At 63.4% G+C, this 25,355-nt stretch carries 25 protein-coding genes; 6 read left to right on the top strand and 19 right to left on the bottom strand.

Annotated features, from left to right (window positions below; genetic code table 11):
- Positions 1 to 4: 4 nt before the first annotated feature.
- From ACFU5V_RS35705 to ACFU5V_RS35655, 11 genes are all read right to left on the bottom strand, one after another.
- Complete coding sequence (locus tag ACFU5V_RS35705) at positions 5 to 565, bottom strand: hypothetical protein (RefSeq protein ID WP_378705170.1); 561 nt, start codon at positions 563 to 565, stop codon at positions 5 to 7.
- Positions 562 to 3,711, bottom strand: a complete 3,150-nt coding sequence (locus ACFU5V_RS35700; RefSeq protein WP_378705168.1) for a LysM peptidoglycan-binding domain-containing protein — start codon at positions 3,709 to 3,711, stop codon at positions 562 to 564. Before ACFU5V_RS35700 ends, ACFU5V_RS35705 begins: the two co-directional genes overlap by 4 nt.
- Positions 3,708 to 4,169, bottom strand: coding sequence for a TadE/TadG family type IV pilus assembly protein (locus ACFU5V_RS35695; protein WP_378705166.1), 462 nt, complete (start codon positions 4,167 to 4,169; stop codon positions 3,708 to 3,710). Before ACFU5V_RS35695 ends, ACFU5V_RS35700 begins: the two co-directional genes overlap by 4 nt.
- On the bottom strand, positions 4,166 to 4,618 hold the full coding sequence (locus ACFU5V_RS35690; RefSeq protein WP_072948901.1) for a hypothetical protein: 453 nt from the start codon (positions 4,616 to 4,618) through the stop codon (positions 4,166 to 4,168). Before ACFU5V_RS35690 ends, ACFU5V_RS35695 begins: the two co-directional genes overlap by 4 nt.
- Positions 4,615 to 4,953 carry a hypothetical protein gene (locus tag ACFU5V_RS35685; RefSeq protein ID WP_225857972.1) on the bottom strand — a complete coding sequence of 113 codons (339 nt, stop codon included), beginning with the start codon at positions 4,951 to 4,953 and terminating at the stop codon, positions 4,615 to 4,617. The genes ACFU5V_RS35690 and ACFU5V_RS35685 overlap by 4 nt, the downstream gene beginning before the upstream one ends.
- A gap of 268 nt (positions 4,954 to 5,221) precedes the next feature.
- Positions 5,222 to 5,479: a hypothetical protein gene (locus ACFU5V_RS35680; protein WP_124390652.1), complete on the bottom strand. Its 258-nt coding sequence runs from the start codon at positions 5,477 to 5,479 to the stop codon at positions 5,222 to 5,224.
- A gap of 117 nt (positions 5,480 to 5,596) precedes the next feature.
- Positions 5,597 to 6,496, bottom strand: coding sequence for a type II secretion system F family protein (locus tag ACFU5V_RS35675; RefSeq protein ID WP_378705165.1), 900 nt, complete (start codon positions 6,494 to 6,496; stop codon positions 5,597 to 5,599).
- Positions 6,493 to 7,368, bottom strand: coding sequence for a type II secretion system F family protein (locus tag ACFU5V_RS35670; protein ID WP_378433565.1), 876 nt, complete (start codon positions 7,366 to 7,368; stop codon positions 6,493 to 6,495). Before ACFU5V_RS35670 ends, ACFU5V_RS35675 begins: the two co-directional genes overlap by 4 nt.
- Positions 7,368 to 9,014 (bottom strand): CpaF family protein, encoded by a 1,647-nt coding sequence (locus ACFU5V_RS35665; protein WP_378705164.1) that lies wholly within the window; start codon positions 9,012 to 9,014, stop codon positions 7,368 to 7,370. The genes ACFU5V_RS35670 and ACFU5V_RS35665 overlap by 1 nt, the downstream gene beginning before the upstream one ends.
- Positions 9,011 to 9,790 carry a hypothetical protein gene (locus tag ACFU5V_RS35660; RefSeq protein ID WP_378705163.1) on the bottom strand — a complete coding sequence of 260 codons (780 nt, stop codon included), beginning with the start codon at positions 9,788 to 9,790 and terminating at the stop codon, positions 9,011 to 9,013. Before ACFU5V_RS35660 ends, ACFU5V_RS35665 begins: the two co-directional genes overlap by 4 nt.
- A 45-nt stretch (positions 9,791 to 9,835) precedes the next feature.
- Positions 9,836 to 10,543, bottom strand: a complete 708-nt coding sequence (locus tag ACFU5V_RS35655; protein WP_378705162.1) for an SAF domain-containing protein — start codon at positions 10,541 to 10,543, stop codon at positions 9,836 to 9,838.
- An 897-nt stretch (positions 10,544 to 11,440) separates the two neighbouring features.
- Here ACFU5V_RS35655 and ACFU5V_RS35650 point away from each other — a divergent pair.
- Complete coding sequence (locus tag ACFU5V_RS35650) at positions 11,441 to 12,238, top strand: helix-turn-helix transcriptional regulator (RefSeq protein ID WP_072948914.1); 798 nt, start codon at positions 11,441 to 11,443, stop codon at positions 12,236 to 12,238.
- Here ACFU5V_RS35650 and ACFU5V_RS35645 read toward each other — a convergent pair.
- From ACFU5V_RS35645 to ACFU5V_RS35630, 4 genes are all read right to left on the bottom strand, one after another.
- The gene (locus ACFU5V_RS35645) at positions 12,222 to 13,010 is read right to left on the bottom strand and encodes an alpha/beta fold hydrolase (RefSeq protein ID WP_378430885.1); all 789 of its coding nucleotides are present in this window, start codon (positions 13,008 to 13,010) and stop codon (positions 12,222 to 12,224) included. The genes ACFU5V_RS35650 and ACFU5V_RS35645 overlap by 17 nt on opposite strands.
- Positions 13,011 to 13,085: 75 nt before the next feature.
- Entirely contained in the window at positions 13,086 to 13,679 is a 594-nt protein-coding gene (locus ACFU5V_RS35640) for a hypothetical protein (RefSeq protein ID WP_378705159.1), read from the bottom strand.
- Positions 13,680 to 13,753: 74 nt separating this feature from the next.
- Positions 13,754 to 14,158, bottom strand: a complete 405-nt coding sequence (locus ACFU5V_RS35635) for a hypothetical protein (protein ID WP_378705157.1) — start codon at positions 14,156 to 14,158, stop codon at positions 13,754 to 13,756.
- Positions 14,159 to 14,173: 15 nt separating this feature from the next.
- Complete coding sequence (locus tag ACFU5V_RS35630) at positions 14,174 to 15,412, bottom strand: hypothetical protein (RefSeq protein WP_378705156.1); 1,239 nt, start codon at positions 15,410 to 15,412, stop codon at positions 14,174 to 14,176.
- Between the two features lie 445 nt (positions 15,413 to 15,857).
- Between ACFU5V_RS35630 and ACFU5V_RS35625 the strand changes: the two genes are divergently transcribed.
- A complete protein-coding gene (locus ACFU5V_RS35625; protein WP_378705155.1) occupies positions 15,858 to 16,298 on the top strand; it encodes a helix-turn-helix domain-containing protein in 441 nt (146 codons plus the stop codon).
- Between the two features lie 571 nt (positions 16,299 to 16,869).
- Here the strand turns inward: ACFU5V_RS35625 and ACFU5V_RS35620 are convergent.
- Genes ACFU5V_RS35620 through ACFU5V_RS35605 form a run of 4 tightly spaced genes read right to left on the bottom strand, consistent with a single transcriptional unit; the run spans position 16,870 to position 22,457 of the window.
- Positions 16,870 to 19,233, bottom strand: a complete 2,364-nt coding sequence (locus tag ACFU5V_RS35620; protein ID WP_378705153.1) for an FtsK/SpoIIIE domain-containing protein — start codon at positions 19,231 to 19,233, stop codon at positions 16,870 to 16,872.
- Positions 19,234 to 19,290: 57 nt separating this feature from the next.
- Positions 19,291 to 21,336: a cutinase family protein gene (locus ACFU5V_RS35615; RefSeq protein WP_378705151.1), complete on the bottom strand. Its 2,046-nt coding sequence runs from the start codon at positions 21,334 to 21,336 to the stop codon at positions 19,291 to 19,293.
- Positions 21,337 to 21,351: 15 nt separating this feature from the next.
- Positions 21,352 to 21,600, bottom strand: a complete 249-nt coding sequence (locus ACFU5V_RS35610) for a hypothetical protein (protein ID WP_378705150.1) — start codon at positions 21,598 to 21,600, stop codon at positions 21,352 to 21,354.
- A 14-nt stretch (positions 21,601 to 21,614) separates the two neighbouring features.
- On the bottom strand, positions 21,615 to 22,457 hold the full coding sequence (locus ACFU5V_RS35605) for an RNA polymerase sigma factor (RefSeq protein WP_378705149.1): 843 nt from the start codon (positions 22,455 to 22,457) through the stop codon (positions 21,615 to 21,617).
- A gap of 333 nt (positions 22,458 to 22,790) precedes the next feature.
- On the opposite strand from ACFU5V_RS35605, the gene ACFU5V_RS35600 reads away from it, so the two are divergent.
- From ACFU5V_RS35600 to ACFU5V_RS35585, 4 genes are all read left to right on the top strand, one after another.
- A complete protein-coding gene (locus tag ACFU5V_RS35600; RefSeq protein WP_378705148.1) occupies positions 22,791 to 23,054 on the top strand; it encodes a hypothetical protein in 264 nt (87 codons plus the stop codon).
- Entirely contained in the window at positions 23,051 to 24,232 is a 1,182-nt protein-coding gene (locus tag ACFU5V_RS35595) for a conjugal transfer protein (RefSeq protein ID WP_378705146.1), read from the top strand. The genes ACFU5V_RS35600 and ACFU5V_RS35595 overlap by 4 nt, the downstream gene beginning before the upstream one ends.
- 6 nt (positions 24,233 to 24,238) lie before the next feature.
- The gene (locus tag ACFU5V_RS35590; protein WP_378705144.1) at positions 24,239 to 24,565 is read left to right on the top strand and encodes a hypothetical protein; all 327 of its coding nucleotides are present in this window, start codon (positions 24,239 to 24,241) and stop codon (positions 24,563 to 24,565) included.
- A gap of 157 nt (positions 24,566 to 24,722) precedes the next feature.
- The gene (locus ACFU5V_RS35585; protein ID WP_378705143.1) at positions 24,723 to 25,343 is read left to right on the top strand and encodes a hypothetical protein; all 621 of its coding nucleotides are present in this window, start codon (positions 24,723 to 24,725) and stop codon (positions 25,341 to 25,343) included.
- The last annotated feature ends 12 nt before the right edge of the window (positions 25,344 to 25,355 follow it).

Here is a 25,355-nt window from a genome sequence, read left to right as displayed (position 1 = left end):
TCTCCTAGAAGAGTCCGGCGTTGCAGGGGGTACCGGGCAGTGTGTAGTCGGCTGTGACTCTCCATCCTGCTGGGTCGGGCCAAGCGGTGTTCGTCAGGATCGGCTTCCCGAGCTCGAGAACGTCGGTAGCGCGGGCGAGGCAGACGTCCATCTCGATGGTCGCGGTGCCGGGCGTAGGGATGCCGTTTTCGTCGATCGGGATGTTGTGGCGGGTGATGGTGTTCTTGAGAACCTTGACCTCGCCTGCGTTCGCCTCGATGCGATGCGCGGTGATGTCCCGATTTGTCGATTGAAGGAAGTTGCCGGCCGCGACATTGTCGAGGTCTGCGGGGTTGGCGGCGGGATCGGCACTCAGTCGCGCGAGCACCGTGTAGTACTCGTTGACCTTGATCAGTGCGGCTTCTCCGGCCTGTTGCTCGGGGGACTTTCCGGATCCGGGCGGTCCGGTGAACGTGGGTCCGGTGTTGGTTTCGAGGGTGACCGGTTCTGGGGTCAGGATGCTGCAACTGGCTGTCAGGCACATCGCGGCAGTGAGTGTCGCCAGTGCGGCGATGCGGCGCGTCATGATGCTGCTCCGATCCGGTAGTGGCTCCCGTAGGTGGAGTCGAGCTGACTCAAGAGCATCTTGGTTTCGTGTTCGGGCTCTTCTTCGAGTGCGTCGAGCTCGGTGATCATGCGATCGATCAACCGTTGGGTGGTCTCGGTGTCGCCCGAGAAGTGGGTGGCGATGATCGCCGCACGCCAGCACCCTTCGTGGACGATGTCGACCTTGAGGCCTGTCTCCGCGGCGGTGTGTGCAGCCGCGAGGTCCTGGGGGACTTGGTGGCCGCGGATGTAGCGGGTGGCGAGTTCCTCGGCGACGTCGGTGATGGCGGAGATCATGTCTTGTTTGGTGTGGTCGGCCCACCCGTAGGCGGTGGGGTCGTCGCTACTGAAAGGTTGGCCGGTGACCAGGGCTAGTGCGGCGGATAGCCGGGTGGTGTCGACGTCAGCGGGATGGGCGTTGACGAGTTCTTGCCAGTAGTCCCAGTCGGTCGTGACGGCGTCGTGGAGTCGTTGCGGGGTCCGGCCGGTTCGATCTCCGGACTTGATGAGGGCGGGTTCACCGGTCTCGGTGTCACCGAGCCACTTACGCAGGCGAGAGAGGGCTTCGTTGCGGCGCCGGCGGAGCCGGGCCTTCGCTTCTTTCTCCTGCTCGGCTGTGCCGGTTCTGGCGGCTTCGACGTCATGGGGCCAGATTTTGCTGTCGATGTCCGCGGCGAGGACTCCGCCGTCAGTGGTGATGAGAAGTGCGGCGATTTCGGTCAGGCTCTTCTCTCGGCCTTCGGCCGGCCCTGGTGACGGGGGTGTGACGGCGGGTTCGCCGAGCAGCCTGATCCAGATGTGATCCGCCTCCGGCAGCTCGCCTTCTACGGTGATCTCATCCGAATCGGACGGCTCTGGGCGGTCGACGGCGTGGTCGAGGTCATCGTTCCCGACCACGCTGAAGGTGGCGGGATCGGAGCTGGTGATGAACTCCTTGGTCGAGATGTCATTGTCCAGACGGGCTGCTTCCCATCGAATGTCAGGGTTGTTACCCGTGTGGGCGATGCGAGGTTCGCGTGAGGTGGTGGTCAGGAGGTCTAGGACGGACGCGTAGCTCTCCTCGTCGAGGGTGGTCACTGTGATGCCGGCCGACGCGATTCCTGGACGAGCAAGGACGGCCGAGCCGTTGTCGTCGACCTCGAGGGTCCATGTGGCGTTGGTATGTGCGCTTTCGGTGGTCACTGCGGCGAACGCGATTCGGGGTGCGTGTCGTGCGATGCCAGCGAGTAGCCCGGCCTGTGCCGCGGTCACCGGGTCGGCGATCAGAACGATTTCGGGTGCGGTCAGCTCGCTGGTGGTGTACGACGTTCGTGCCTGCGCGATTGACTCGATGTCGTTGTCCGCGAGTATTTCGGAGTCGAGTTCGAGGTGATTGGCGAGTGTCGTCAGTATCGTGTCGGCGTCGGCGGTGTGGGTGATGCGGCCGTTGTCGATTGCCTCCGGAAGGTCGGCGCAGTATCCGACGAGGTTGAGGTGGAGGCTGTCGGCGATGGGCGAGACTGCGAGTTCGACGGCGAGCGCGCGCAGCACCCCGGCTGTTGCGGTCGGGGTGCCGCTGATGGCGAGGTGGCCGATCTGTTCGAGGTTGAGTAAGAGTTCGCGACCGTCGTCGTTGGTTCCGATTGCCGTCAGTGCCGGGTACGGACTGATCTCGGCCTCGGGAATGCTGCGCGGGAGCGCTGTCGGGTCTACTGCCCAGGTGGTGTCGTCGATCTGTGTCCACGGCGCGGGGGGTGAGACCTGTTCGACGAGTCCGAGCTCGATGTCGTTGTCACCGACGAATACCGTCAGCAGGCCCGGCAGGGCGGTACCTGTGGACCTGCAGTGGTGCGCGAGGTGCCGCAATGCGATGTCGACGTGGGTGGTGGTGAGCGGGTCAGCGGCGGCGGTGAGTGCGTGCTCGGCCTGGATCGTGGATTCGGCGGGAAGGGCGATGCGCTCGCCGCGGCGGCGGCGATGTTGTTGCTTGCGACGGCGAAGTGCGAGATGCCCGGTGAGTCCGGCTGCGGCAACCGCTGAGATTCCGAGACCGATGAACACGATGTCGGATGAGCCGTCCTCGGTATCGGTTTCTGCCGGTGCGTCATTGGTGACGAGGTCGGCGGGCAGTTGGGGTTCGACGGGGTCGAGTTGCCAGTTGGGGGCGACACCCGCAGGGGCGGGCGCCGGAGCGGGAGCAGCTTCCGGGGTCGGAGCGGGAGCAGGAGCCGCTTCCGGGGCAGGAGCCGGAGCTGGAACAGCATCGGCCGGCGGCACCAAGGCCGGCGACGGCGTAGCGTCAGCCGCCGCGGAGGCGGCGGTGGGCATGATCAATTGCTGGCCGACCGTGATCAGCTCGCCGGCCGGGGTGCCGTCGGGAGTCGTGATCTCCTTGAAACGCAAAGGATCGCCGAGCTCGCGCTCGGCGATATCCCACAGGGTGTCGCCCTGTTTGACCGTATAGGCGCCGCGTATCACCTCGGGTTGCGATGCGGGCAGCTGCAGGGTCAACCCTTCGGCCAGAAACCCTGGCTCGGGGACAGCAGTCCGGTTGAGGTCCAGGATCTCGGCGTAGCGGCGGCCCTCTCCGAGATGCTGCTGGGCCAATCCCCACAGGGTGTCTCCGCGCACGGTCCTCACTGTCGGCCCTGCCGGTTGTACCGCCGGACGGGTAGCCCGCGGATCCACCTGCGACTGCGGTGACGCGCTCGGATCTTCCTGCTGTGAGTGCGGCGCGTACGGAGAGGTGCTTCCCACGTCTGCGGGCTGGGTCAGGACGGGTGCGGCGGTGGCGGTTCCGGCGGTCAGGAGCAAGAGGGCGCCGCTGACGAGGAACGTCGCCGTCCGCTGTTGTGAGCGAAGAACGCGCAGCTTCGGCGCTTTGACGCCACGTAGTGTCGCCGCGAGTTCGAGCAGAATCGGGACGGTGAAGGTGGCCCAGGCCGCCCAGCCGACAAGGGGAAAAAGGGCGATGAGAAGACTGCCGTCATCTGGACTTGCGAGCAAACCTTCGAAATCTGACCACGGTATATCGAGCGGATTGCCGCGCAGTGCCCAGAGCGCAATCGGGATCCCGGCGACAAGGATCACCAGGATCAGGAGGTAGCCGAGTCCGGCAAGGCGGGACCGCGCGGCGTTTGCGCTCACGGTATGTATACCTCCCCGGCGTTGGTGCGATTGAGATTCACAGCGGCCGTACCGACGAGCAGTTTCGTTCTGGGGTATGGCAGAAGTTTCGAGTTGTAGACGATGCGGGTCGTGATCAGGAGGGTGCGCGGGCCGGTGGGGATCACGTCACCGTCGACGCCGGCCTCGAACAGGTATCTCTTGGCCACTGCCGTCGCGCGGACCGGGTCGACGACCGTGTCGATGCCGCGGGCGCTCACCGAGCCGATGATCTGCTGACCGGCTGCTCGGGCAGCATCCTCGGCGACGTTGTCGGCTCGCTGGTCGGCGGTGAGCATGCCGCCACCGTCGACGATCAGTCCCCAGACGAAAAAGATCAGGACAGGGGCGAAGACCACGGTCATCAGGGTGACGGCACCCTTGTCGCGGTGCTCCTCCGGCAGTCGGGAGGCGAGTCGCTTAGGCAGGGCGTTGGTCATCGTGTGCGCTCCCGGTAGGTATCGATCGGCGAGATTGCGGTGGCGGTGACGGTGCGGGCACCATTGACTCCGGGCCATCCAAGAGCGTCGAAGGAGACCTGGCAGGTCACGGTGACCTCGACCGTGGCGGGGACACCAGGTCTGGTGCGGAATCCGCTGGTATCGGCGTTGACGTTCATGGTGGCGCACTTGAGACCTTGTCCGTCCATGCTGCCGGCCGCTGCTTGGTACGCCAGAGGGGTGGCCGTGGCGATGGTGCGGGCGAGTGAGGCTGCACGGGCACCCTCGGTGGCGGCGTGTTCGACCTTCTGGTGCGCCTGTCGGTTGACGCCGTACGCATACATCCAGCCCAGGAGCAAGATCAGGATGACAACTGCGAGGCACAGCTCGATCGTGACGTCGCCCCGGTCATCTCGGCGGGCGCGGGATATCCATCGGGTGAGTCTCATCCGATTCCTCCCGGGTTGGTGACGCGTTCAGTCGGTTTGGTGTGGTTGACGACGATGGGGAATTCGAGACCCGGGACGAGGGACGGGGCCTTTCCGGTGATGTTGACGGTTGTTTCGCGGATGTTCTTGCTGACGAGGACAACCGGGATCTGCAGGTCACCGATGCCTGCCTGGGCGATGCAGGCATAAGCGGCAGCTGTTCCTAGCGCTTGGTTGCCGTACTGGGATCTCGTGTTCTTCAGTGCCTTTTCGGCGCAGCTGTTGGCGACGTCGCGGCCGTGGAAGAACAGAGCGGTTTGCAGCAGGACCGAAAAGATCAGAAGGAATGCGACCATCGCGACGACCGTAACGAGCGTCGCCGGGCCTCGGTCATCGCGGCGCCATCGGTCGATCAACTGTTCCAGTGTGACCATGGTCTGCTTTCCGATTATTGTTGGACGGCTGGCTTTTCAGGACGGAATAGGGATATACGGCCACGGCCAGGAATCGATTCCGAGCTGCACAAGCACCCCAGCGACCGCCACCATCGCAGCGGCCTGGAAGGCCCTCACGAGGTATGTCACGTACTCACCGTCTCTCCAATCGATGCAGCGCTGTCTGATTTCAGTCGGGGATCGCGTTTGCGCGGGACATGATCTTGCGGACGACGATCGCACCGGCTGCGGCGGCGGCTCCGACCACTAAGACGGCCAGGAAGACGTATTCGAGGGTGGAGGGTCCGCGGTCTGAGTCTTTGCCGCCGGCGCGGTGGAGGAGGGTGCCGGCCAGTGCGGCGACGAACATCATCGTGAGGCTGATGTAGGAGGTCACGGCCTCGCGGGCGGTGCGCCGGGTGGCGGTAGCGACGGTGGTGATGCTCATGGTGGGCTCCTTGTGGTTTGGTCGATGTGTAGCAGGTGAGCTGGACTGGATGATCGTGGCCGGTGTGGTCTGGGGGTCTCGCTCCTTCGCGGCGCCGGCGGGCACCATCGAATCGGACTAGCCGGTGATGATGGTCAGTGCCGGGATGAGCAGCAACATGATGAACAAGCCGGCGAGTCCGGCCAGTGGCATAGCCAGCTTTTCGGTGGCCTCCGCTGCCGCACCCTGTTCTGCGCTGGCCTGGGCGGATCGCAGGCCCGCGGCCTTTGCCCGCAGTGATGCGTAGACGGATGCGCCTTTGTCTCCGGTCATGTTCATGATGTCGGCCAGGTCGCCCAGCTCGGTCAGGCCGAGCTCATGGGAGACGCGTGTCAGGGCATTCCATGGGGCTTCGCCGGAGCGCCCGGCTTCGTACAGTTCCTCGTCGAGACGTAGGAACACCCATGAATCTCCCACCTGTGCAGCGCGCTCGAGGCTCTGGGTGGTGCCGATGCCACCGCGTCGGCACAGTGCGACGAGATCGATGTAGGAGCTCAGTGCCTGCGCGAATTCCGCTCGTGCCGCGGTTGCCCGACGTCGGATCTCGATGTCGGGGATGAGGAAGAGCAGGAAGGCGGTCGCAATCGACAGGATGGCCGGGATGGACCATCCCAGGCCGACCCCGAATGCAGTCAGGACGAGGTTGAGGAAGGGGAAGATGAGCAGTCCGAGTAGTGCTGCGACGAGCTTTTCCCCGAGTACGTGGGCGGGATCTCGGTGCAGCAGGGCGAGATCGGCGTTGGGGAGCGTGAAGAATTTGCTGTCCTGCAGGTAGGGGTGGACCCGGATGCCGAGTTTGTTCGCCATTCCGTCGATCAGGGAGGTTCCAGTTGTCGACGTGCGCTCCGGGGCCGGTCCGGACAGGCGCGACATGGCATCGCTGAGTGCGGGTTGTGCGCGCATGAAGTAGAGGGCAACCAGGTAGATGCCGATTGTGCCGACGCTCGTGTAGACGATGACCGTCATCTGAATGCTCATCGCTGCGCTCCTACGAGGTCGGTGCGGTTGACGCGATCATTGGTGCCGATAAAGCGTGGGTAGGTCGGCGGTTTGGTGGCCTGCTTCATCCAGTACAGGTCGGCCGCGAACAGGGTCAGCAGGATCAGTAGCACGATCTGCATTCCGCCCGACTTGTACGGTTCCATGAAGTTGGTGAACAGGAACGCTGCCGCGAGTGTTGTGATCGCGATGATGGTGACCCATTTCGCCTGTGTACGGCTGGATTTGCGGTCGGCCTCGGTGCGGCGTCGGCGCGCGACCATGTCACCGACGTCTTCGGCGAGGCCTTCGAGCACGGCTGCAAGTCCCACGCCCCGCAGTTGCATACTCAGCAGCAAGGCGCCGCAGATCTTGTCGCCGACACTGTCGTTGAGGTCCGAAGCGAAACGTGTGATCGCATCCACCGGAGGGACGTTGTTGCGCAGGCGGCTGATGAACGCCGTGATCTCTTCCCGTAGTGCCTCTGGAATCGGAGTGGAGATGATGGTGTGCTCGATTCCCGAACCAGCCTTCATGCTGCTGGACAGGTTGCGGGCCCACTCATCCATGGCCGCCAGCCGACTGATCTGCTGTTCTGCTTCGGGGCGCCCGAGCAGGTACGGCAAGCCGACCAGCAGCGCCGGGACCAGAAAGAGGGTGAAGAGCCATCCCGAGAGGGACGACACGACGATGCCGGCGGCGAAGCCCACGACGAGCAGGATCTGGGTGCTACGCGGGATCTTCGATGAGCTGGGGCGCCGGCGCTGACGTGTGGGCGCGGTGGGATCGCGGCGGTCTTTCCATCCGATGACGATGCAGGCGACCCCGGCGCACAGCAGTAGTACCAGGAAGATGCCGATTTGCTGATACATCACGCCACCTCGTCGTCGTCGTAGAGGTCGCGTTCTTCGTCGAAGTGGCGAAGGCTATCGCTGGGGAGGTTGATTCGCTTGAATCCGCCGGCGAGCAGCTGGCGGAGCAGAGGTTGTGGGATGGATCCGAATTCTCCTGTGCCGTCGGAGTATCCCCGGTAGATGGTGGAGAAGGACGGCTTCTTGTCGTCGCCGGGTTCGACATAGACGACTTCGTCGACGTAGCGGACCGAGGTGCGTGACCCTTCGCCGTCGACGCGGACCTTCGTGCCGAGTTGGACGATCAGGTCGATGTGCTCTGCGAGCTGGCGTTCGACGTAGTCCACCGTCGCGTTCATCGGGGGTTCGGTCGCCAGGTTCACCAGACGGTCGACGACACCGCGAGCGGTGTACGCGTGCGTCGTGGATAGCCCTCCTCTGGCCGTCTGCAGTGCCTTGAGGAGGGCGAGGATCTCGTGACCGGCTACCTCACCGACGATCATGTAGTCGAGCTGCTGTCGCACGAACTCGTACAGGATGTCCGAGAGGGTGTAGCTGCCGGCGAGCTCGCGGTCTGCACCGCGTTCTCCGCCGCCCAGGATCGTCTCGGCGTCGACCACGAAATCCTCGCGGCCAGGGAGTTCGTCAATGAACAGTTCCCGTTCGGTTTCCGCGATCCCGATTCGCGTCTGCAGAGGAAGCGCATTGGCCAGTGCACGCGTGAAGGTCGTTTTTCCGAAGCCCATTCCGCCGCCGGTGACCACCGAGGCACCGCCACGGACCGCGCACGAGAGGATGGTCGCGAGCTCGATCGGCATCATCCGATGTTCGACGGCGAGCTGATCGAGGGCGATGTTCTTGAGGCGGTGGATGCGGATTGCCACAGAGGGCCGTTTGACCGAGTAGCCCATGACCGACAGTCGGTGGCCTCCGCGCATTGTCAGACGCAGCGACGGATTGAGCCGGGAAAAGGGCCGGCCGCCGTTGTCGGCGCGTGAGGCCAGCAGTCCCATCCACTCGAGAAGTTCCTCGGGGGTGTCGACCACTGGGTCGCGGTGTTCGTAGTGTCCGTCGGGGAATTTGACGTAGACGGCCGCGCCGTTGAGGAAGATGTCGGTGACGTGCGGCTCTTCGACGAGTTCCTGCAGCGGGCCCAGGTTGAACTGCGCGTCGAAGATGGCCTTGATCAGGGCTTCTTCTTCGACGATTGTGAAGGCTTCCCCACCGGAGTTGATGGTCTTCTGGACGTGGTTCTTGACCAGGCCGGTGATCGTCTCACGGCCGAACTCGCGTTCTTCCTCCTCAGTGAACGGAGCGAAGTATTTGCCGGCGTTCTTTGGGTCGTGGCGCTCGCGGTCACGCGCTGACCGGTAGTCACGCAACAGTTCCGCGGCTTCTTTCTGCAGAGCGCGGACCAGGGCGCGATCGACCTTGACCTTCGCGGTCGTCGGCACGGACCGTCGCGCCGTGCCGAGGTGCCCGTTGGTGCTGGCCGGTGGCAGTTCGTGTAGGCGAAGCGATCGAAACGGATCGGTGTCGGGGAGCGTGATTTCCGATACCGAACTGCGGCCCCCACCTGCGAGGTCGGCGTCCGGGATCGGGGCCGAGAAGAAGGGAAGTTCCGTGATCTTGTTCTGCGGAGGCGCAGTCGCGTCGTCAGAGTTCATCGACGTTCTCCTGTCAGTGTCGGCAGCGCAGCATTGAGCGCGGGACCGGACTTCCAGTCCGCCTGATGGCTCACCGCGAATTTGGTGATCTTCGGCCAGGTACTGCGGTGGAGGGTGTGCAGGTAGATCGAACGGCGACGGCGCCATTTGCCGATGGACAACCCGTCCGAGAAGACCTTGGCGTCATCGGAGTCGGGCAGGACGGCGATCACGTCAAGTCCGGTGACTTTCGTCACTTCCTCTGCGTTGTAGGGGGACTCACCGATCAGGATCAACCCCAGACTTGCGCGTGATTGCACCGCGGAGAGCTGCTGTCGCAGCGCGTTCTGCGAGGCGCGTAACGCTGCGATCGCCGTTCGCTCCGTGCGGGTGACGATTGCGATCGTTGTTGCGTTGACGATCAGTTCGACCGGAGCGCCGCGTTGCCCGATCCGGCCGGCGTCGACGATCACGTTGGTGTCGTCGACGCTCAATCCGGCCAGGTGGACACCCAACGGTCCCCACACGGCCCGCATCGCATCTGCCTGGGCGGAGTGGACCAGTCCCGGGAGCAAGGACACCGAGGATTCCGGGATCTGGATGAGTTGCTCGGTCAGCGCAGCCTTGAGGCGCCCGTGACGATTCGCGTCGACGAGATTGATCAAGGAACGATCGTGATAGTGGTTTCCGAGCATGTATCCGGCCAGGACCGGCGAGGACCCGATGGCATCCGCTTCTACGAGCAGAGTCCGGTCGGTCGGTGAGTTCAGGGCCAGGGCGAGCGCCGTGGTGCTCACACCGGGTGAGCGTGAGGCGGATGTCAGTGCGAGAAACATTGCCGGTCACCGCACTCGGTTGTCGAGGACGATCGCGACACGCTTGGTTGCGCCGCGGGCGGCGACCCAGTTGGCCTCTGCCTCGGGCACGAGCAGGTTGAGGGTTGTCTCGCCGGCTTCGGGGATCTCCTTGGTGGAGTACACCTGTGCTTTCGTGTTGATCGGTCCCTGTACGGGCGGGTCGTCCTGGTCGCGTGGTGTGTCCACGACACGGACCATGTCGCCGGGGACGATCGGCTCGGAGGGGAGGTGGCTGTAGCTCACCGTGATGCCGACCATCGTGAGGCCTTCCCCGGGAACAATCTGGTCGGTGATCGCGGACGGGAGCAGAATGGTGCCGGCCGGCAACCGGGTGCTGGCACTCATTCCTACGACGCGGCCGCGTTCGCTGGCGGGCAGCGCCCCGAGATCGGCATCGACGTTGACCAATTTGGCGGCCAGGTCCTTGGACTCGATGGTCTCGCCTTGCTGCACCTCGTTCGTCAGGACGAGCACATCGGTGGTTGCGCGCATGGCGTTGACCGCGGTGAGCATGCCGATCACTGCCACCACGACGAGTGCGACACCGATCGCCAGGTAAATGGGGCGCCGGCGAACGCGCGCGCGGGTATTCAGATCGGGTGGGTCGTCCTGATCTGCGCCGTTGTGCGCCGGAGGCAGGTCATCCCCGGACGAGCGGAGCTTGTCGAGTTTCTTGGTCAGCAGGGATGCCATGGTGGTCCTTCACAGTGGACGTGTGGACATATCGGACGCTTCGTACGGGGTGGACAATAGAACGCGACCTGGACAACTTCGCGTCGGCGACGCCACCTACCGCCCGCGTGGATGCGTGGAGCCATCGCACGCTGCTGATCGGCTTCTTCGACAGTGTTGAGCGTTGGACGTACCCCCATAGGGGACAACGTACGTTGCGACTGCGACAAAATTGACCGTCGCGCCGGGTGTTGTGCCAGATATCCTCGCGGCCACGGGTATTGAGCCGTACAGGTCCAGCGGACACCTGGCACGCCCGTCTGGCCCGAACGCTGCGACCATCCGGCACTGGACGATCTGCGAATTGTCTCCGCAGGCCGACTACTTCGCCGCCGAAGCGCTCAGGTTCGGAATCGTGGCCGTAAGCAATCCAGAGGACCGTTTTCGCGGTGGTTATTGGCGCGTCATCCGTTTGAAGCGAACATAATTCGACAGAAGGTCCGGGCACGCAGTCCATACCTGCGTCGCGCCAGGTGGGATCACACTGACGAGGAAACTCAACGACGCCGCGACTGATGCGCTCTGAACATCCGCATATGAAGTCGGGCGTGCGCACGCCGATATCGGGACATTTCTTCCTTGACCGCACGCGTGAATACCGTTGCGCTGCACGTGGCATAAGCGTTTTTCCCCTCCGGAACCGCCGTGGACCTCCCGTCCCCGGCGACTCGACTGCCGAATTTTACTCACCTGCCTGCCACGCAGCTGTGAGTCTTCTGGACAAGATCCCATCAGCTGGTGGACCGAGTTGTCCACCGCTGGACATAACACTAAGGAGTGTTACCTGCAAGGGTTGACTTGCGTGCAGAGTATGGTTATGGCGCTCGACATCTCAGATGATCTCGGAAGGCATGAAGCATGGACCCACTCAGCCCACCCAACCTCGGTGATTTCATTCGGGCACGGCGGACGCGGTCCACACCGAGTCATCCTGGCGGGATGACCCGCCAGCAGCTTGCGAGCGGAAGTTTTGCGAGTATGAGCTACATCGCGCAGCTCGAATCCGGCAGCAAGGACGGCCCTTCACCCGAGTTCCTCGAAGCCACGGCGACGGCACTCACACTCGATTCGGCAGACCAGCGCCACCTCTTCAACCTCGCTCGACAGACACCAACCGAACGTGAGGTCACAACCACCCCATGGACGATCGCCGACTATCGGACACTGATCACACCGGACATGAAGACCGCTATCGCGGCGCTGAACCCGCATCTGGTGGCGTACCTCGACGAACGCTGGAATGTCATCGACTGTAACTCGGCGTATGACAAGGCGTTCCCTGGGCTGGTCGACGAGGGAAACGTGTTGCGCTGGTTCTTCTCGACTCCGGCATCAATGAAGGTCATGGTGGAGTGGGAGGCGGAAGCGGCCTTGACCGTCAGCTGGTTCCGAGCGTTGATGGGTCGCTACTACAACCCCGACTGGGCGGTGGAAACCCTCGAAGAGTTGAGCGAGTTCCCTCGCTTCCGCGAACTGTGGTCACGTGAAGAAGTCCGGTTCGGCCGGCACCAGCCGTTCATGCACCTCCGCGACGCCGAGACTGGTGAGCGATACAGCGTGCACGTGCAGGTCCACGCGGAGATGCGGGGCAAGTATCCGCTGCAGATGTACCTCGGAGTGCGCCTGCCCGCCTCCGGAACTAGCGGAGCGTCTTGACGAACGCGGTGATCGCGGCGTTGACCGGCTCGGGGTGTGTCCAGCTTGCGGCATGGCCGGCCACCGGGATCGTGACAACTGGCGCCGCACCGGGAAGACCCGCTTTGAGCTCATCCGCCTTCTCTGCGGGTGCTGACAGGTCATTTTCCCCACGGATGATCAACGCCGGAACGCCGATGTCGGAGAGCCGGTCCACGACGTCGTCGCGTTCGATAAGGCACTCGGCGGCCGGCCGGACAGCCATGCGATCACTGCTGTTCCATTTGCTGATCCACGACGTCCAATCCGCAGGTTCTCCGCCGATCAGTTGGGGGGCAAGTGCGCTGGTGAGCGGTTCGAGTGGGACTGTGCTGCACCACTGATCGAACAGGACGCGGTATCCGGACTTTTGCTCGGGTGTACAGGCTGAGGCTTCCGTGTCGAGCAAGATCAGAGCCGTCGTGCGCTCCGGTGCGAGGAGTGCTGTGCGCAGCGCGGTATAGCCGCCCTGGGACATGCCCCCGATGATTGCCTTCTCGACGCCGAGGTGGTCGAGGACGGCGAGGGCGTCGCGTGCGAGGTCCCAGTATGTGAACGGCGTACCCGCATCGGTGGTCTTTCCGTGGCGGCGCGCATCCCAGGTCACAACCCGGAGGTCCGGGGATAGATCGCGCACCTGGGGCGTGAACATGGAGGAGTCCATGAAGAACCCGTGCCCGAGTAGAAGTACGGGCCCCTCTCCCCCACTGTCGGTGTAAAAGATGTCGGCGTCGGGCGTTGTCACTGTCGGCACATAGCCGATCCTAGGGTGAGGTGACTATCCCCGGTCCAGGCGAGCCCCGCGGAGTCGCTATTGCCAGTGCCCCTTTCAGCGGTTGCCGCCCACTCTCAACAAGGCCCTCTCGCCACAACCTGCGGAGACTATCGACGCGTTCTGCCGAGGGTCCGTTATCGGTGGGGTTTCTCCCGTTCGAGAATCACCCGCGATTGGGTGCGTTCGGTTCGTCCATTCGGTCAGAGCGCGGGCGATCCAGCATCGCGCTATCGCGGAGTCCGCCGCACAGGCGGCGAGGGACTCGAATGCCAGCGCTATCGCGACTGTGAACTCGGGGTGCGTTTCGTCGATGCACTCGAGTGCGATGTCGTTCGCCGCCGAAAGTGCCAGATAGGTGGCCTCTGAACTGGTTACGGCCGAGCTGTGGGCCAATCTCTCCGTGGCCTCGTACGCCGCGCGCCACGCGTCGGGACTGAGCGCCTTCGTTTCCGATGTTCGGCACATACCGGCAACGCGCTCGAGTGCGTGGAGTACATCGTCGACGGCGGCCGGAAGCCTGCCGGTCAAACCCCAGTCCGAGTCGAGCACGTCGGCGAACCAGCACCAGCGAGCGAACTCGGGCGCGTCTTCGAGCGCGAGTTCGACAGTTCCGGACGCCAGCTGCATCACCGCATCGGCGACCGACATCTCGTTGAGAGCGGAAGAAAATGACTCATGCATGAGAGTTCCCGTCTCCGTGTCCCCGTGAGTGGGACGTAAGGTCATAGTGCAGGGCTGAAACCTGTTGTGGTCATTGCCAAAAGCAGCACTGCAGAGCGTGCGCGACCGCGTCCGACCGAGGTCAGAGCGTTGCACTCGACGGCGCGCCGGGCAGCATCGGTCGGATCGGCGAGGTCGACCACATTGGTGGCATCGACCCCCTCGGTGCGCTCCCACCTGCCATCATCTCGTTGGTGGTCGACGATGGACCAGATTTCCACCGTGACTTCATGCTCACCGCGGGTGATGAGCCGAAGAACCGGGAAGAATCCGGGGCAGAGATTGCTGAGGGTGATATGTGTGCGGTCCTCGTCTAAGGCGAGGTCGAGGTCGTTGTGATCGTTCGCGTCGTGGGCGGCCGCAATGAACGCCGCGTGGAAGTCCTCGGGGATTTCTATGAGGGCCAACGGGTCTGGTCTCCTTCAATTGTCGAGGTCGGGGCTGCAGCAATGCCTCACACGGTCGCCGGAGTCAGCAGGTATCAGCGAACTGGAACAAGGTCTGCCGGGTCGGGGTGCCGATGTCTGTTCGGCGGGGCGATGCCATCTTGATGCGCAGAGGGGCAGGATCCAAGCGAGGCCAGTTCTGCTCGGCACCTGCAGCTCTCGTTGAACCCGACCGGCGGGTCGGCCGCCATAGCTTCGAGCGCCGGGATGGCGGCCTGCTCCCCGGCACCCCACTTTCCGGCGCTGAGCGAGGACAGTCGATCGTTGCCTCGTGGAACTGCACGCACTCACTCGGTTGGCGGAAGCCCGTGCCGGCGCGTTCATCCTGGAGTCGGCGGGCGACTGTGATTCGGCGGCATCTGACGTAGCTGCTGCTTCTCGCGGAGAGTCAGAATCGGGTGCGCCTGTCAGATCGGCCGGGGCAGCGACTGCGGCGGTCTCGCCCTTTCCACACTCCCTCGTAGGCGTGTCGGTCGGGGTCGACGTCTCCGCCGTGGAATCGGAACCGGAACCGGCGACGTCCGTCTGGACGAGAGCTCGGCGGTACCGGCTCAGCTCCGTCACGGCCGAGTCGTACTTGATGGCGAGCTTGTCCGCTAGGAGGTTCGGTGACCAGCGCTGCTCGTAGGCCATCCGAATGATTTCTCGCCGTTCGCAGTTGCGCATGGGGACATGTTCGCCACTCAGGCGACGAACGATGACGACCTCGTCGACCGCGACCGCTCCCGTGGCCCGCTCGCGCTCGTGACTACGCGCCTTAGGATTGTCGATCTCGTCGTCGTCCCATCCGAGAGGCGGCACCAGTCCTTCTGCGCGTGCTTGTTCACGTAGGTCGGCGTCAGGTCCGGGGCGCATGGATAGCTCGTCGTAGATCTCGTCGACCGCTTCCCACAGCTCGCTCGGGATGAGACCTTTTTCCGGCATCGAGGTGACGACGTCGACCTCGACGTTCAAGCGGTGAACGAGGCTCGGATCGCCGTAGCCCATGGCGTTGAGGGCGCGCAGTCGGCGGCGAGCCCCCACTGCTGGGGTCAGATCACGCCCACGGCTCGGATGAAAAGTGATCGAGAGGATCGCGTCCGCGATGGCGGAGGTGGTCGTGCGAGTCGAAGTGCTCCTCAGCGACCGGATTGTCGCGACCGGCACAGAGGCCAGCTCAGCGATCAGAGCGGTCGTCATGCCGGCGCACATCAGCGCATTGATGTGGTAGCGCACATCGACCGTGTCGACAGCTGTATCGACGACGTGACGGGCAGGTGTCCAAGCCTGCCCGTCACGTCCCCCTACACCCGACTGTCGCGATGTCTGGAACCACCCGTCGTCGCGACTGGGCAAAGCAGACCGGGCGGGGAATCCGGCTGCATTCAGTCTAGCTAGCTGAGCGGCGCATACGGACGAGCGTGCGTCGCGTCGATGCGCAGAAGGCTGGGACAAGGGTGGGGTAGTTGAAACGGTAGTCGTCATCGGATGCTCTTTTCCGTTTAGCGGCTGGTCAGGCCGCATGTACGTGGGAACTGTTCGTACTCGAGCGCACCGGGGTTCGAAGGTCAGTGAGTGATCGTCAGCGCTGCATCGCATTCATCACTGGAATTTAAACCCGGTATGCAACGATGGTATCTACATCTTTAATAGGATGTCCAGCGATGAACGGACAATCGCAGTGAGATCGCCCCTGAACGGCTTCCAGCCCCAGGCCCTCGAAGACGCGCGCACTGCTGCCGGAATCTCGCGCGGCGACCTTTCCCGCGCAATAGGCGTCGACCCGACCACGATCCACAACTGGGAAACCTCGCGATCGAACCCTCAGCCCGACCACCTCGCCCGGGCCGCCGAGAAGCTCGGGATACCCCTCGACCATCTCATCATCGTTCCGGAGGACAATCGGACAATCGCCGACCTGCGGAACCTTTCGGGATTGACGCAGAAACATGTCGCGGACCGAACCGGGCTCAGCACCACGACCATCGGCCGGATCGAGCGTGGCGAAGGAAGCCTGTCCGACTCCCACGCCATTGCACTCGCTGACGCTCTGCGCTTGGAACAACGGACAATCCGTGACGCATTCATCCGCGCACGGAACCGTCCCCTTCCACCGCGGTAACGCAGCAATAATCACGGCGCACTCATGCGCTGTCGCCACGACGCAACCGTCGCTGCCGTCGGCGATCGATGGAACGTCGCGCGCCGCTCAGCACAAAAGCTGCCGAGATTGCCAGCGCTGCCACGGCGACGATCAGCCGACGAAGATCAAGGCCGGCGCCGTCCGTGCCAGGAATAGTCACAAGCGGTGTCGCCGAGGCCGCAACTATGAACTCATGCGCGAGCAGCCACCCCGTTGCCCTACTTGATATCGCCGGAAGAGTTGCTGCGACCACACCCAAAGCCAGCGGGACAGCCATCAACAGAGACAGTTGGTCCTCGTCCGACAGGCATGCTGGTTTCTGCGCAGATTTGCGTGGCGGCTGTGCCTGAGTCGGTTGCATAGGAAGTCCTTCCTCCTGAAGTGGGCCTCTTGCATGGAGGAAGATCCGGTCAAGCGGACTTGTGTGACAAACGTCGGCGGTCTTCTCACAACCCAGCACGAGCAAATCCGCTGTCGGTCACCCGAGACGGCGCCGGACAACTGGGCGGTGACATCCAGGCTCAGTTTGCTGCCTCGCTGCTGTCGTTCCTCACACCGAAACCTGAAGAGGTTTACGAATCGATACGTAAGAGCTGTCGGGTAAGGCGAGTTCGCCGTACTCATCGCTGTCGCTGCGCCAGGTCAGGGATAACAGCGAATCGTCGATGATGTCTAATTCGGGATCGGTATCGACGACCACCCATTCGTCGAGGTCGTCTATCAGCAAAAGGTCCCCGAGTGCGACGTCCGCGGCGCGAACGTCGTGGACCGGCCCGTACTGGTCCTCGTCGGTCCGATGTGAAGTCGACCGATCGTCAACGAAGTCGGAGTCACGGCATCCTGGCATCTCCGGTTCCATTCCTGCCGGCTCTTTGACCAGCGCCAGCCGAGTGCGCATTGACTCCGAATCCTCCGAAGAGGATTCACCGGGTTGTGGAGCTGAAAGCTGATCGAGAAACGAGGCGGGATCGTTGGCGTCGTTCGAGGCGGTCAACGGCTGGGGGTGGTCGTTGGGTGCTCCGGTCGCTTCGACGGTCGGCGCGGCGCCGCCGCCGAGGAGTCCGAGGAGCGCCGTCGGAGATGCGATACCGTGGTCGACTTCGTGGGTCATGTTCGCTCTTCTGAGGATCGGATCGAGGTCGGGTCGGTCGCTGGCCAGCACCCATTCAGCGTCTATGTAGTCGAAGTACGTCAGCGGCGCAGGTTCGGACGTGTTGTTGGTGGCATCGAGGTCGGGAAGTTCGTCCGGCGGGACGATCAGCAATCGAGGATGGCGTGTCACCGGGGGCCGGAGGGTGTCGAGTAGGTCCGCTTCGAAGGAGTCGGGCCGCGTCTTCCGCGGGTCAGGTACGCGGTAGCACTGGATCTCGATTGGTTGATAGTTGTCGGTGACGGTGGTGCCGCGACCGCGGCACTTGCGGGGCACGCTGGTGCCGATCGTTGGAGACTGCCACATCATCAGCGCACCTTGGGGAGAAAGTCGGCCCATCGAGATGCGCATGGCGAAGTTGTCACGCATGTCGCCAAAGAAGTACTGCGCATCGGGACGCTGGGTTCCGAAGACCAGATGCACCCGTGCGGTGCGGGCTTTGCGCGCCATGGACGCGAGCATGGTTATCACGGGCGGTAGACGGGGTCCGCCCTTCGATTTGACTCCCAGGTACCAATCTTCGACGTTCCCGCGGAATTCAGCCCATTCGTCGAGGAAGACCAGAACTGGCTCGAAGTCCGTTTCGGTAGCCTCGCCGGTGACAATTTTTTGGTACCGAAACTCCATGAGATCGCGGGCGCGATGGACCAACGCTACTTGCTGCTCGATGGTGGTGGCGACCACTTGCACGTTGGGCCAGTCCTGGAATCCCAGAAATTCGACGTACTTTCCATCGAGAACCCAAATCGGCCATCCACGTCGTGAGAAATTGACCAAGAGATTGTGCGCGGTAACGGTTTTACCGCTGCCGGGTGGTCCGATCAACATCATGTTCGGGTCGATCGCTGGTCGCCACACTACTTCGTTGCCGTCTTCGTCGATACCGTAGGGAATTTCGACCGAGTCGTAGCTGGCGAGGAGATCCGCGTCAGGGTCGAGGTCTGTCTTCGGCAACCAGATGCTGTCGAGGAACGCTGTGCGTAGTTCGAACCGGACCCAGTCCGTCTCAAGGTTCCATTTTGCTCGCCAGCGACCGGGCAATGTCGCGCTCATTCCTCGTTCGACTCGGGTCCGGTATCCCTCCGATGCCAGTTTCGGGCCGAGTTCGTGGCGGACTTCCATCGAGGTGACGTCGCCGGTTTCAACGTCAACTTCGATCGCTGTTGCGGCTGCGGTAGGCCCCAGCAGTTGAGTGACGATCCGCTTCGCGCGTGTGACCTGGTCACTGTCTGGGGCTTCTCGGTTCGGTTCGGCGGCGGATGTAAAGATCAGCCGGCGGCGGGCGGGGTCATGCTTGTCGAGCTCGAAGAAGCCCCAACCCTGGTGTTCGAAGATCTCGCAGATGTCGGCGAGCCACGTTTCATCATTCAGTGCCTGGGTCGAGTCGTAGTGCACGATGAGTTTCCGCGGATGTCCTGGCCATTCGCGACGACTCCATCTTGCTGTGGACAGGACCGCCCGGCTCGCTTCCGGTAGCCCCACGATCGGACATAGCTTCTCTACCACCTCGTCGACGTCGGCATCGCGAAGCTGTCTTCGCTTGCCTGTTACTGCGGTGTAGGCGGCGGCGATCGAGAATCCTGCGGAGGCAGGCATTGGGAGGGCGCTGTACCCGAACAGCGGGGCGGCGGCACAGATACCTACTCCGGTTGTAGCTAGGCAGAAGCTGTCGCGGATCCATGTGAGTGACCGTGGCGGCAGGGAAGGGATCCGGGATGAACGGGTGAATCGCGTAGCATTTTGTTGCGGTGGTGGTTTCGTCATCAGTGGGCCTCACACTCGCCGTTCGTCGGGACGGAAATTTGAGCGGTCACGCGTGCTTCATTTCTGCAGGACACTGTGAGCACCGATCGGTTTAGCCACCGCCGTCGCGATCGGATCGCGGAAGTGGTTGGTCATGTCCTGTAGGGCCGTTGTGCCTGATGAATCGACGACGAGTCCCCCGTAGTTCTGGTGAGTTCCGGACCCGATGAATGAGGCGAACTTGAGTCCTTCGGCACCGATCTGGGAGAGGGCGTCTGCATCGTCTGAGCCTGCCAAGGCGGTGAGGCTCGAGGCGAGCCCTCCAAGGTCCCCAGCCTGTGACTGCTGGGTGGTCTGCTGTCCGGTCGTCGTGGACGCAGACGCTGAACCGAGCTTGGACGCCTCGGTTTTCTGGCCACCGTTGAGTGTGCCCACCGCGATCTTCGCGAAGTCGAGGATGTGTGGGAGTGCGCCGAGGCCGGCTCCGATGATGTCGCCGGTTTCGATGGCGTGCCAAAGTTGCTTTTGGAGTTCGCCGGCGGTGTTGGCCAGACCGATGATGTCGAGATTCCCGACGAGGCCGACGATCATCGAGATGATCTGTGCGGCGCCGGACGGGTCGGGAATCATCGCGATCAGGGCCGCAGCCGTCTTGTAGTCGAGTCCGGCGGCGAGTTTGATGAGTGGCTCGAACAGGACGTTGATGCGGTCGAAATCGGCGTGGACAGCCTTGACCTTTGACATCGGATCGAGACCCGGATCGAGAACGATGTGCGGGATCCGGTTGAACAAGATGTCGAGAACTGGCGGGATGTTGTTGGCGAGGTCGAATGCGTTCGTCCCGATGTGCGTGACCTGGTTGATGAGCACGCTCGGCTTGATGATCGAGAGTGCGTCCGCCGCGAGTGACAGACCATCGGCCGGAGTGGCGGCCAAGGGGGAGACCTGAGTGGACAAGGTGTCCACCGAGGTCTGCAGCTGCTGTACCCGATCCGGCGTGGAGGCATTCTGAACTGTCCGCGCGATGGTGTCCGCGGCCTGAAATGCACTCCCCAAGTCGATGCCCTTGACCTTGTCGACGATCTGACCGGCGGCGTATTCGGGAGTCGAAGCGTCCGCCGCCTTGAGCGTCTGTTCCACGGCCGGATTCTGGGTGACCCAGCTCGTCGTATCGGCCACCGGAACAAGGGTGTTGGCAACATCTGTCGCCGCCGATTCCATGCTCGCCAGGTCCGGATCGCCGGACTGCAGCTGCTGCTGCAGGGTCTCGATGTTGCCGGCCAATCCCGGAAGATCGACCTTCGAGTAGTCGGACACCAAGGCGTTCTGCAGACCCGCGGTGGTGGGCTGAGATCCATCGCTCTGCTGCGGACCGGAAGCAGTCGGAGGCTGCGCAAGCACCCGCCCAAGTCCTGCGAGCAATCCATCCTTGCCGGCGTTGGTCGAGCAGTAGAGGTCGTCGGGGGCGCAGTACGAACGCGTGACTGCAGCAGTCTTTCCGAACCCGCCCGGCCTGGCCCCCGCGATCCCAACACCGTCGACGGGCGGACCGACGAGGGTGTTGTCGCCATTCGAACTCTGCCGTGGGTCGGCAACAAGCCCGACAGCGATCAACTTCTCAGCGGGGATCGGTCCCTTGTCGTGTCCGATCAACCATGCCAAGTCGCCGGCCACGTCCGCACCCTGGCTGTAGCCGCCGAGTGCGAACTGAGTGTTTGGGCATTGCGTTGCACGAGTTTGCATCACGCGCGCACCGGCCTTGATGCCAGATGCCTTACTGGTGCCGTAGGTCTTGCCCTTGTTGAAGGCGGACGCTTCGTACGCCGGGTAGGTGATCTTGATGGAGCTGCCGAACAGCTGGGAAAGAGGATCGGTGACCTGCTTGAGCAGACCCGTCGCGATGTCAGGATTAGCGGTCGAGTCCGTTTCGAACGTTCCCGGCATCATCACCACTTCCACTGCCGGGCAGCCCGACGATGCCGGCACCGCCTCGGCCTGACGTGGCGACACAACCGTGATGAGGGAGGCGAGGAGTGCAGCGAGCAGGGAGGCGACGAGTAGAGGCACCCAGGCGCTTTCGTTGGCGCGACCACCCGCAGAAGTTGGCACGTGAAGGTTCGTCATGAGTGTTCTCTTTCGTCAGCGATACAGCGCCGGCACGATGACCCGACCGCTGTCGATATGAGTGGTGATGTCGCGGGGGAGAAAGTCGGCGACAGTGACAGCGACCCTGCTCATCGCATGCGAGGACTCGGCGAGCAGTCCGGGACGAGCGATTGCGGGGTGGGTGAGTGCAGCATCGAATCCTCGCGTCGCTGCGAGGAGCAAGGACGTTTCGGTCAGAAGAAGCGCCGCCGCGATGAAGACCATGACGGTGAACAGAGGCACGAAACTACGGGCCATCAGATCGCCGCAGTAGTCGTTGTGGTCCGACGACGACCACGTGCAAACCGGGGTCGAGAAGGCGGCTGGTTGGAGGCGACGACACTTTTACGAAGGCGTGTGACCGCGCGGTAGAGCCGCTGGCGAAGCGCTGCCGGAGTCATCCCCACCTCCGCGGCGATCCCGGCCAGGTCGCAATCGGTCTGCTCGAGATATGCCCGCTGAATCAGGGTGCGATCGAGGTCGTTGATGACCTTCTTGTCGACCGCCCAGGTGAGCAGAGCTGATGCAGAGATATCCGCTTCCGGCTCGTTCTCAGCACTGTCCGACTCGTCCATGACATCGGAGGCGGGGATCTCCTGGGCGAAGGTTTCCTCACGCGTGATCTTCTTCAGCGTGTGCAGGAAGAGCGCCGCGTAGACGTTCTCACCGGACGGCCTGTAGGTGGCGATCAGAGACATGAACGTGGCCACCGTGGAGGCCGCTCTCTCATCGCACGCGTGAAACCGATCGTGCCCACTGACCCGTGCGTGGCGCGTCAGGGCGATGAGCTTGCCGAGCATCAACTGCAGTAGCGCTCGCCCGGCAAGGGAGCTTCCTTCCTGATGCAGTGTCAGCAGCGCCAGAAGCACACCATCACGATCTCGGCGGTGCGCCGCGGCGAGATCGTTGAGATCCGCGACCTCACGGAGCGCATCCTGGCTCACCGACCACGTCAAGACTTCGGCGGCGGCTACGGGGCGAGCGCACAGGTACATCCACTCGGTGTTCAAGCGGCTGTACAGATTGCTCGACGCGGTGCTACGAACCGGCGTTGCCGATGACGCTGTGGTGGCGGTGGGGGCGTGGGTGGACGTTTCCACGATCGGTCTCCTCTGGGCGCGGGCGAGGTGGTCTCGCGCCCAGTACAGCAACCAGATATTGCCTCTGACCTGCATGTTTGTTGTTGCCGGAGGGGTTGTCGGTTATTGCCAAGGCGTTGTTGCCGTGAAGGTCCCGGCAGCGCGGCGGTGGGCAAGGAGTGCCCCTCACGTGCGCTCTTTCGGCTGAGGCAATAACCCCCGGTGGCGACAGCAGAAAACCTCAAAAGATTCGCGAGCGATGTCACTCAAGCCCCCCGGACCCGGATCTTCCTCCAAGTACAGCCACTTCTTCTGTGTGGCGCTCTTCCACACCCCAGTCGCCAGGAGGACCGGATGCACGAGCTCGACAACTCGCTGCAAGCCCAGCTGCACGATCTCGGAAACGTGCACGCCGTCACCGAAGAGATCCGCCGAGTCGCGGCGGCCCTGGCGGTGAACCCTCTCGATGAAGAGGCGAGCACTTCGCTGTGGCTGTTGGTATTCGTCGAAGCGCCAGCCGCCCGCGCCGCGCTGTCGCGAGCGTGCGCACTCGACATCGCGGATTCCGTCCCCGCTTGCACATCCCCCGACCCGACGACAGAAGCCGGCATCCGATGAAAATCGACCTCGCGAAAATCAACAACTTCGGCCGCAGCCCCAAGAGCACGACCGATCCCGCGACCGAAAACGGCGTCGACTTGGTTGTCGACGAAGCCGAGCAGTTGGCGCGCGCAGAGCGTGCACAGTGGGGCCTTCGGCAGGTGTGGACCACCCGAATTCTCAAGGCAGGAATCCTCGCCGCACTCGGCGCCGGAACAGTCGCCCTGACCCTCGTCGTCTTCGGATCCTCGCCCACTCCAAACCTCACCGACAACGCCACCAACGACACCGCAGCCGTCGACACAATCGGTCAAGCGAAAGCCGAAGATCTTGCTCGACAGTTCGTCGTTGCCTGGCTCCAGGCATCGCGTGGGAATGAACAAGAACTCGATCATTTCGTCTCGGAAAACCCCAGCCTTCCGACCGCGCCGTTGTTTGCCGCGACTGATCCGGCCGTCGCGTCGATCGACTACGAGCAGAAGTCACGGACATACGCGGTGACGGTCTCGGTGTCAGTTCGAGCCGCCTCGGACGCGAATGCGGACACAGTTCGTCGCTACTTTCAGGTGCCGGTTGTGGTCACCGAAGCGGGCGTGAGGGCCGCAGCACTGCCCGCCGAAGTAGCTGAACCGTCGACCTCGATCGACGTCAAACTCGGCTACAAGTACCGGGTCGCCAACCATCCCATCGCCACGTCCGCACATGAGTTCCTGTCCGCGATGTTGACCGGCAACGGGGAAGTAGCCCGCTATCTCACGCCGGGGGTTTCGATCGCCCCGATTGTCCCGGCGCCGTATCGCAGCGTGGCAATCACCGATGTCTATTCGTCGGAAGACCTGAGCGCTGCCAGTGCATCGGCACCGCGGCCTGACGGCGATGTTGTGCGCCTCCTGGTGACGGCAGCGCAGAAAGTCACCGAGGCCGATTCGGTCAGTGGGCAGTACGCGCTGACGATGACCTCCCGCGGCGGCCGGTGGGAGGTCAGCGCAATTGACGCAACGCCGTTGTACCCGCCGGCGGCACCCCGAACACCATCCTCGTCAACGACCACACCGAACTCGACCACACCACGTGCGGATGCCCCGGAGTCCGCATCGTCTGAATCAAGGCAGCCCCCCGCACTTTCAGTGCCGACTGCCGGCGACGTGCCGTTGTTCTCGCCCTCAGGAACCGATCCTCATTCATCCGGAAGGTAACCCATCATGTCCACTGCGCTCGCAGCCACCGATCCCAACAACGCGGTCCTCGCAATAGGGCTTTTCGACAAGGCACAGGAGTTCACCAGCGACGGCAAGCTGCTCCTCCAGTCGGCCGCCGGCTGCCTCGTTTTGTTCTTCGTTCTCAAGAATCTGATGGCCTCATTCACCGTTGCCCGACTCATCACTTCCGCGCTCATCGGCGGCGCAGCACTGTGGGTCGTCTTCAACATGGACGTCCTGAAGGACTCGACAGGTGAGGAGTTGGAGAGCGCTCCCGCCGTGGTGCACATCGTGGCCGAGCCAAGTTCGGGCTCAGACCTGCCGGTGTGATCTCCGCCCGTTCGCACCGGCTGAAAGACACCTTGTCGGCAATGACCTCATTGCGCGACGACCTCTACAAGGAGGCTCCAATGTTCGATGTAGCTAGCACCGCGGAACCGGGTTCGCGGCCTCGCCGGCATGAAGTCACGAGTGGGCCGGTGCTGCGATGAGCGACGAGCGCACCACCGGGGAAGTCATCAAGAACTTCACCCGCGCTCGCAAGGTGCCGCAGCTGATCGGGCGTACACCTGACGGAAAGAAGCTGCCGTTCGGTCCCTATACCGTTCCGCAGGCCGTCAGCGGCGCAATCGTCGGTGGGCTCCTGTGGCTCCTGCATCCACTGTGGCTTCGGGACAGCATTTCCTGGAACGTCGGATTCTTCGCCTTCTGGTCACTGGGCACCGTCTTTGTCGTCGGCAAACTCCGGTTTGCCGGCCGGAGCCCCGCCTCAGTGGCACAGGGAATCTGCGCCGCAGCCTTCGCGCCGACCGGTGCCAAGATCCAGATCAACGGCCGCCGGGTGACCATCCGGCCACCCCACCTCGTGCGTCCGAGTGGCTACATCACTGCCGACCCGACGGCCGCCGAACTCAGCGCCACGGTCGTCCCGCAGGCCGTGCACATCGCCACCGCCGAGGTCACCGAAACCGCGCCGGCGGAACCTATCGCACCACGACCGCAGACCTCCGCTCCGGTGCCCACACCGGCAAGCGGGCCCACCCATCGCGCCGGCCGATCGAGCGTCAAGGAACTCCTCGCGCTGGCTGCTGCAGGCACCTCCGAGTAGAAAGCACCGCCA

The sequence above is a fragment of the Rhodococcus sp. NPDC057529 genome (genome assembly GCF_042802055.1).
Classification (GTDB): domain Bacteria; phylum Actinomycetota; class Actinomycetes; order Mycobacteriales; family Mycobacteriaceae; genus Rhodococcus_F.
The sequence above is the reverse complement of the archived record's forward strand: the minus strand, read 5'-3'. Positions and strand labels throughout refer to the sequence as shown.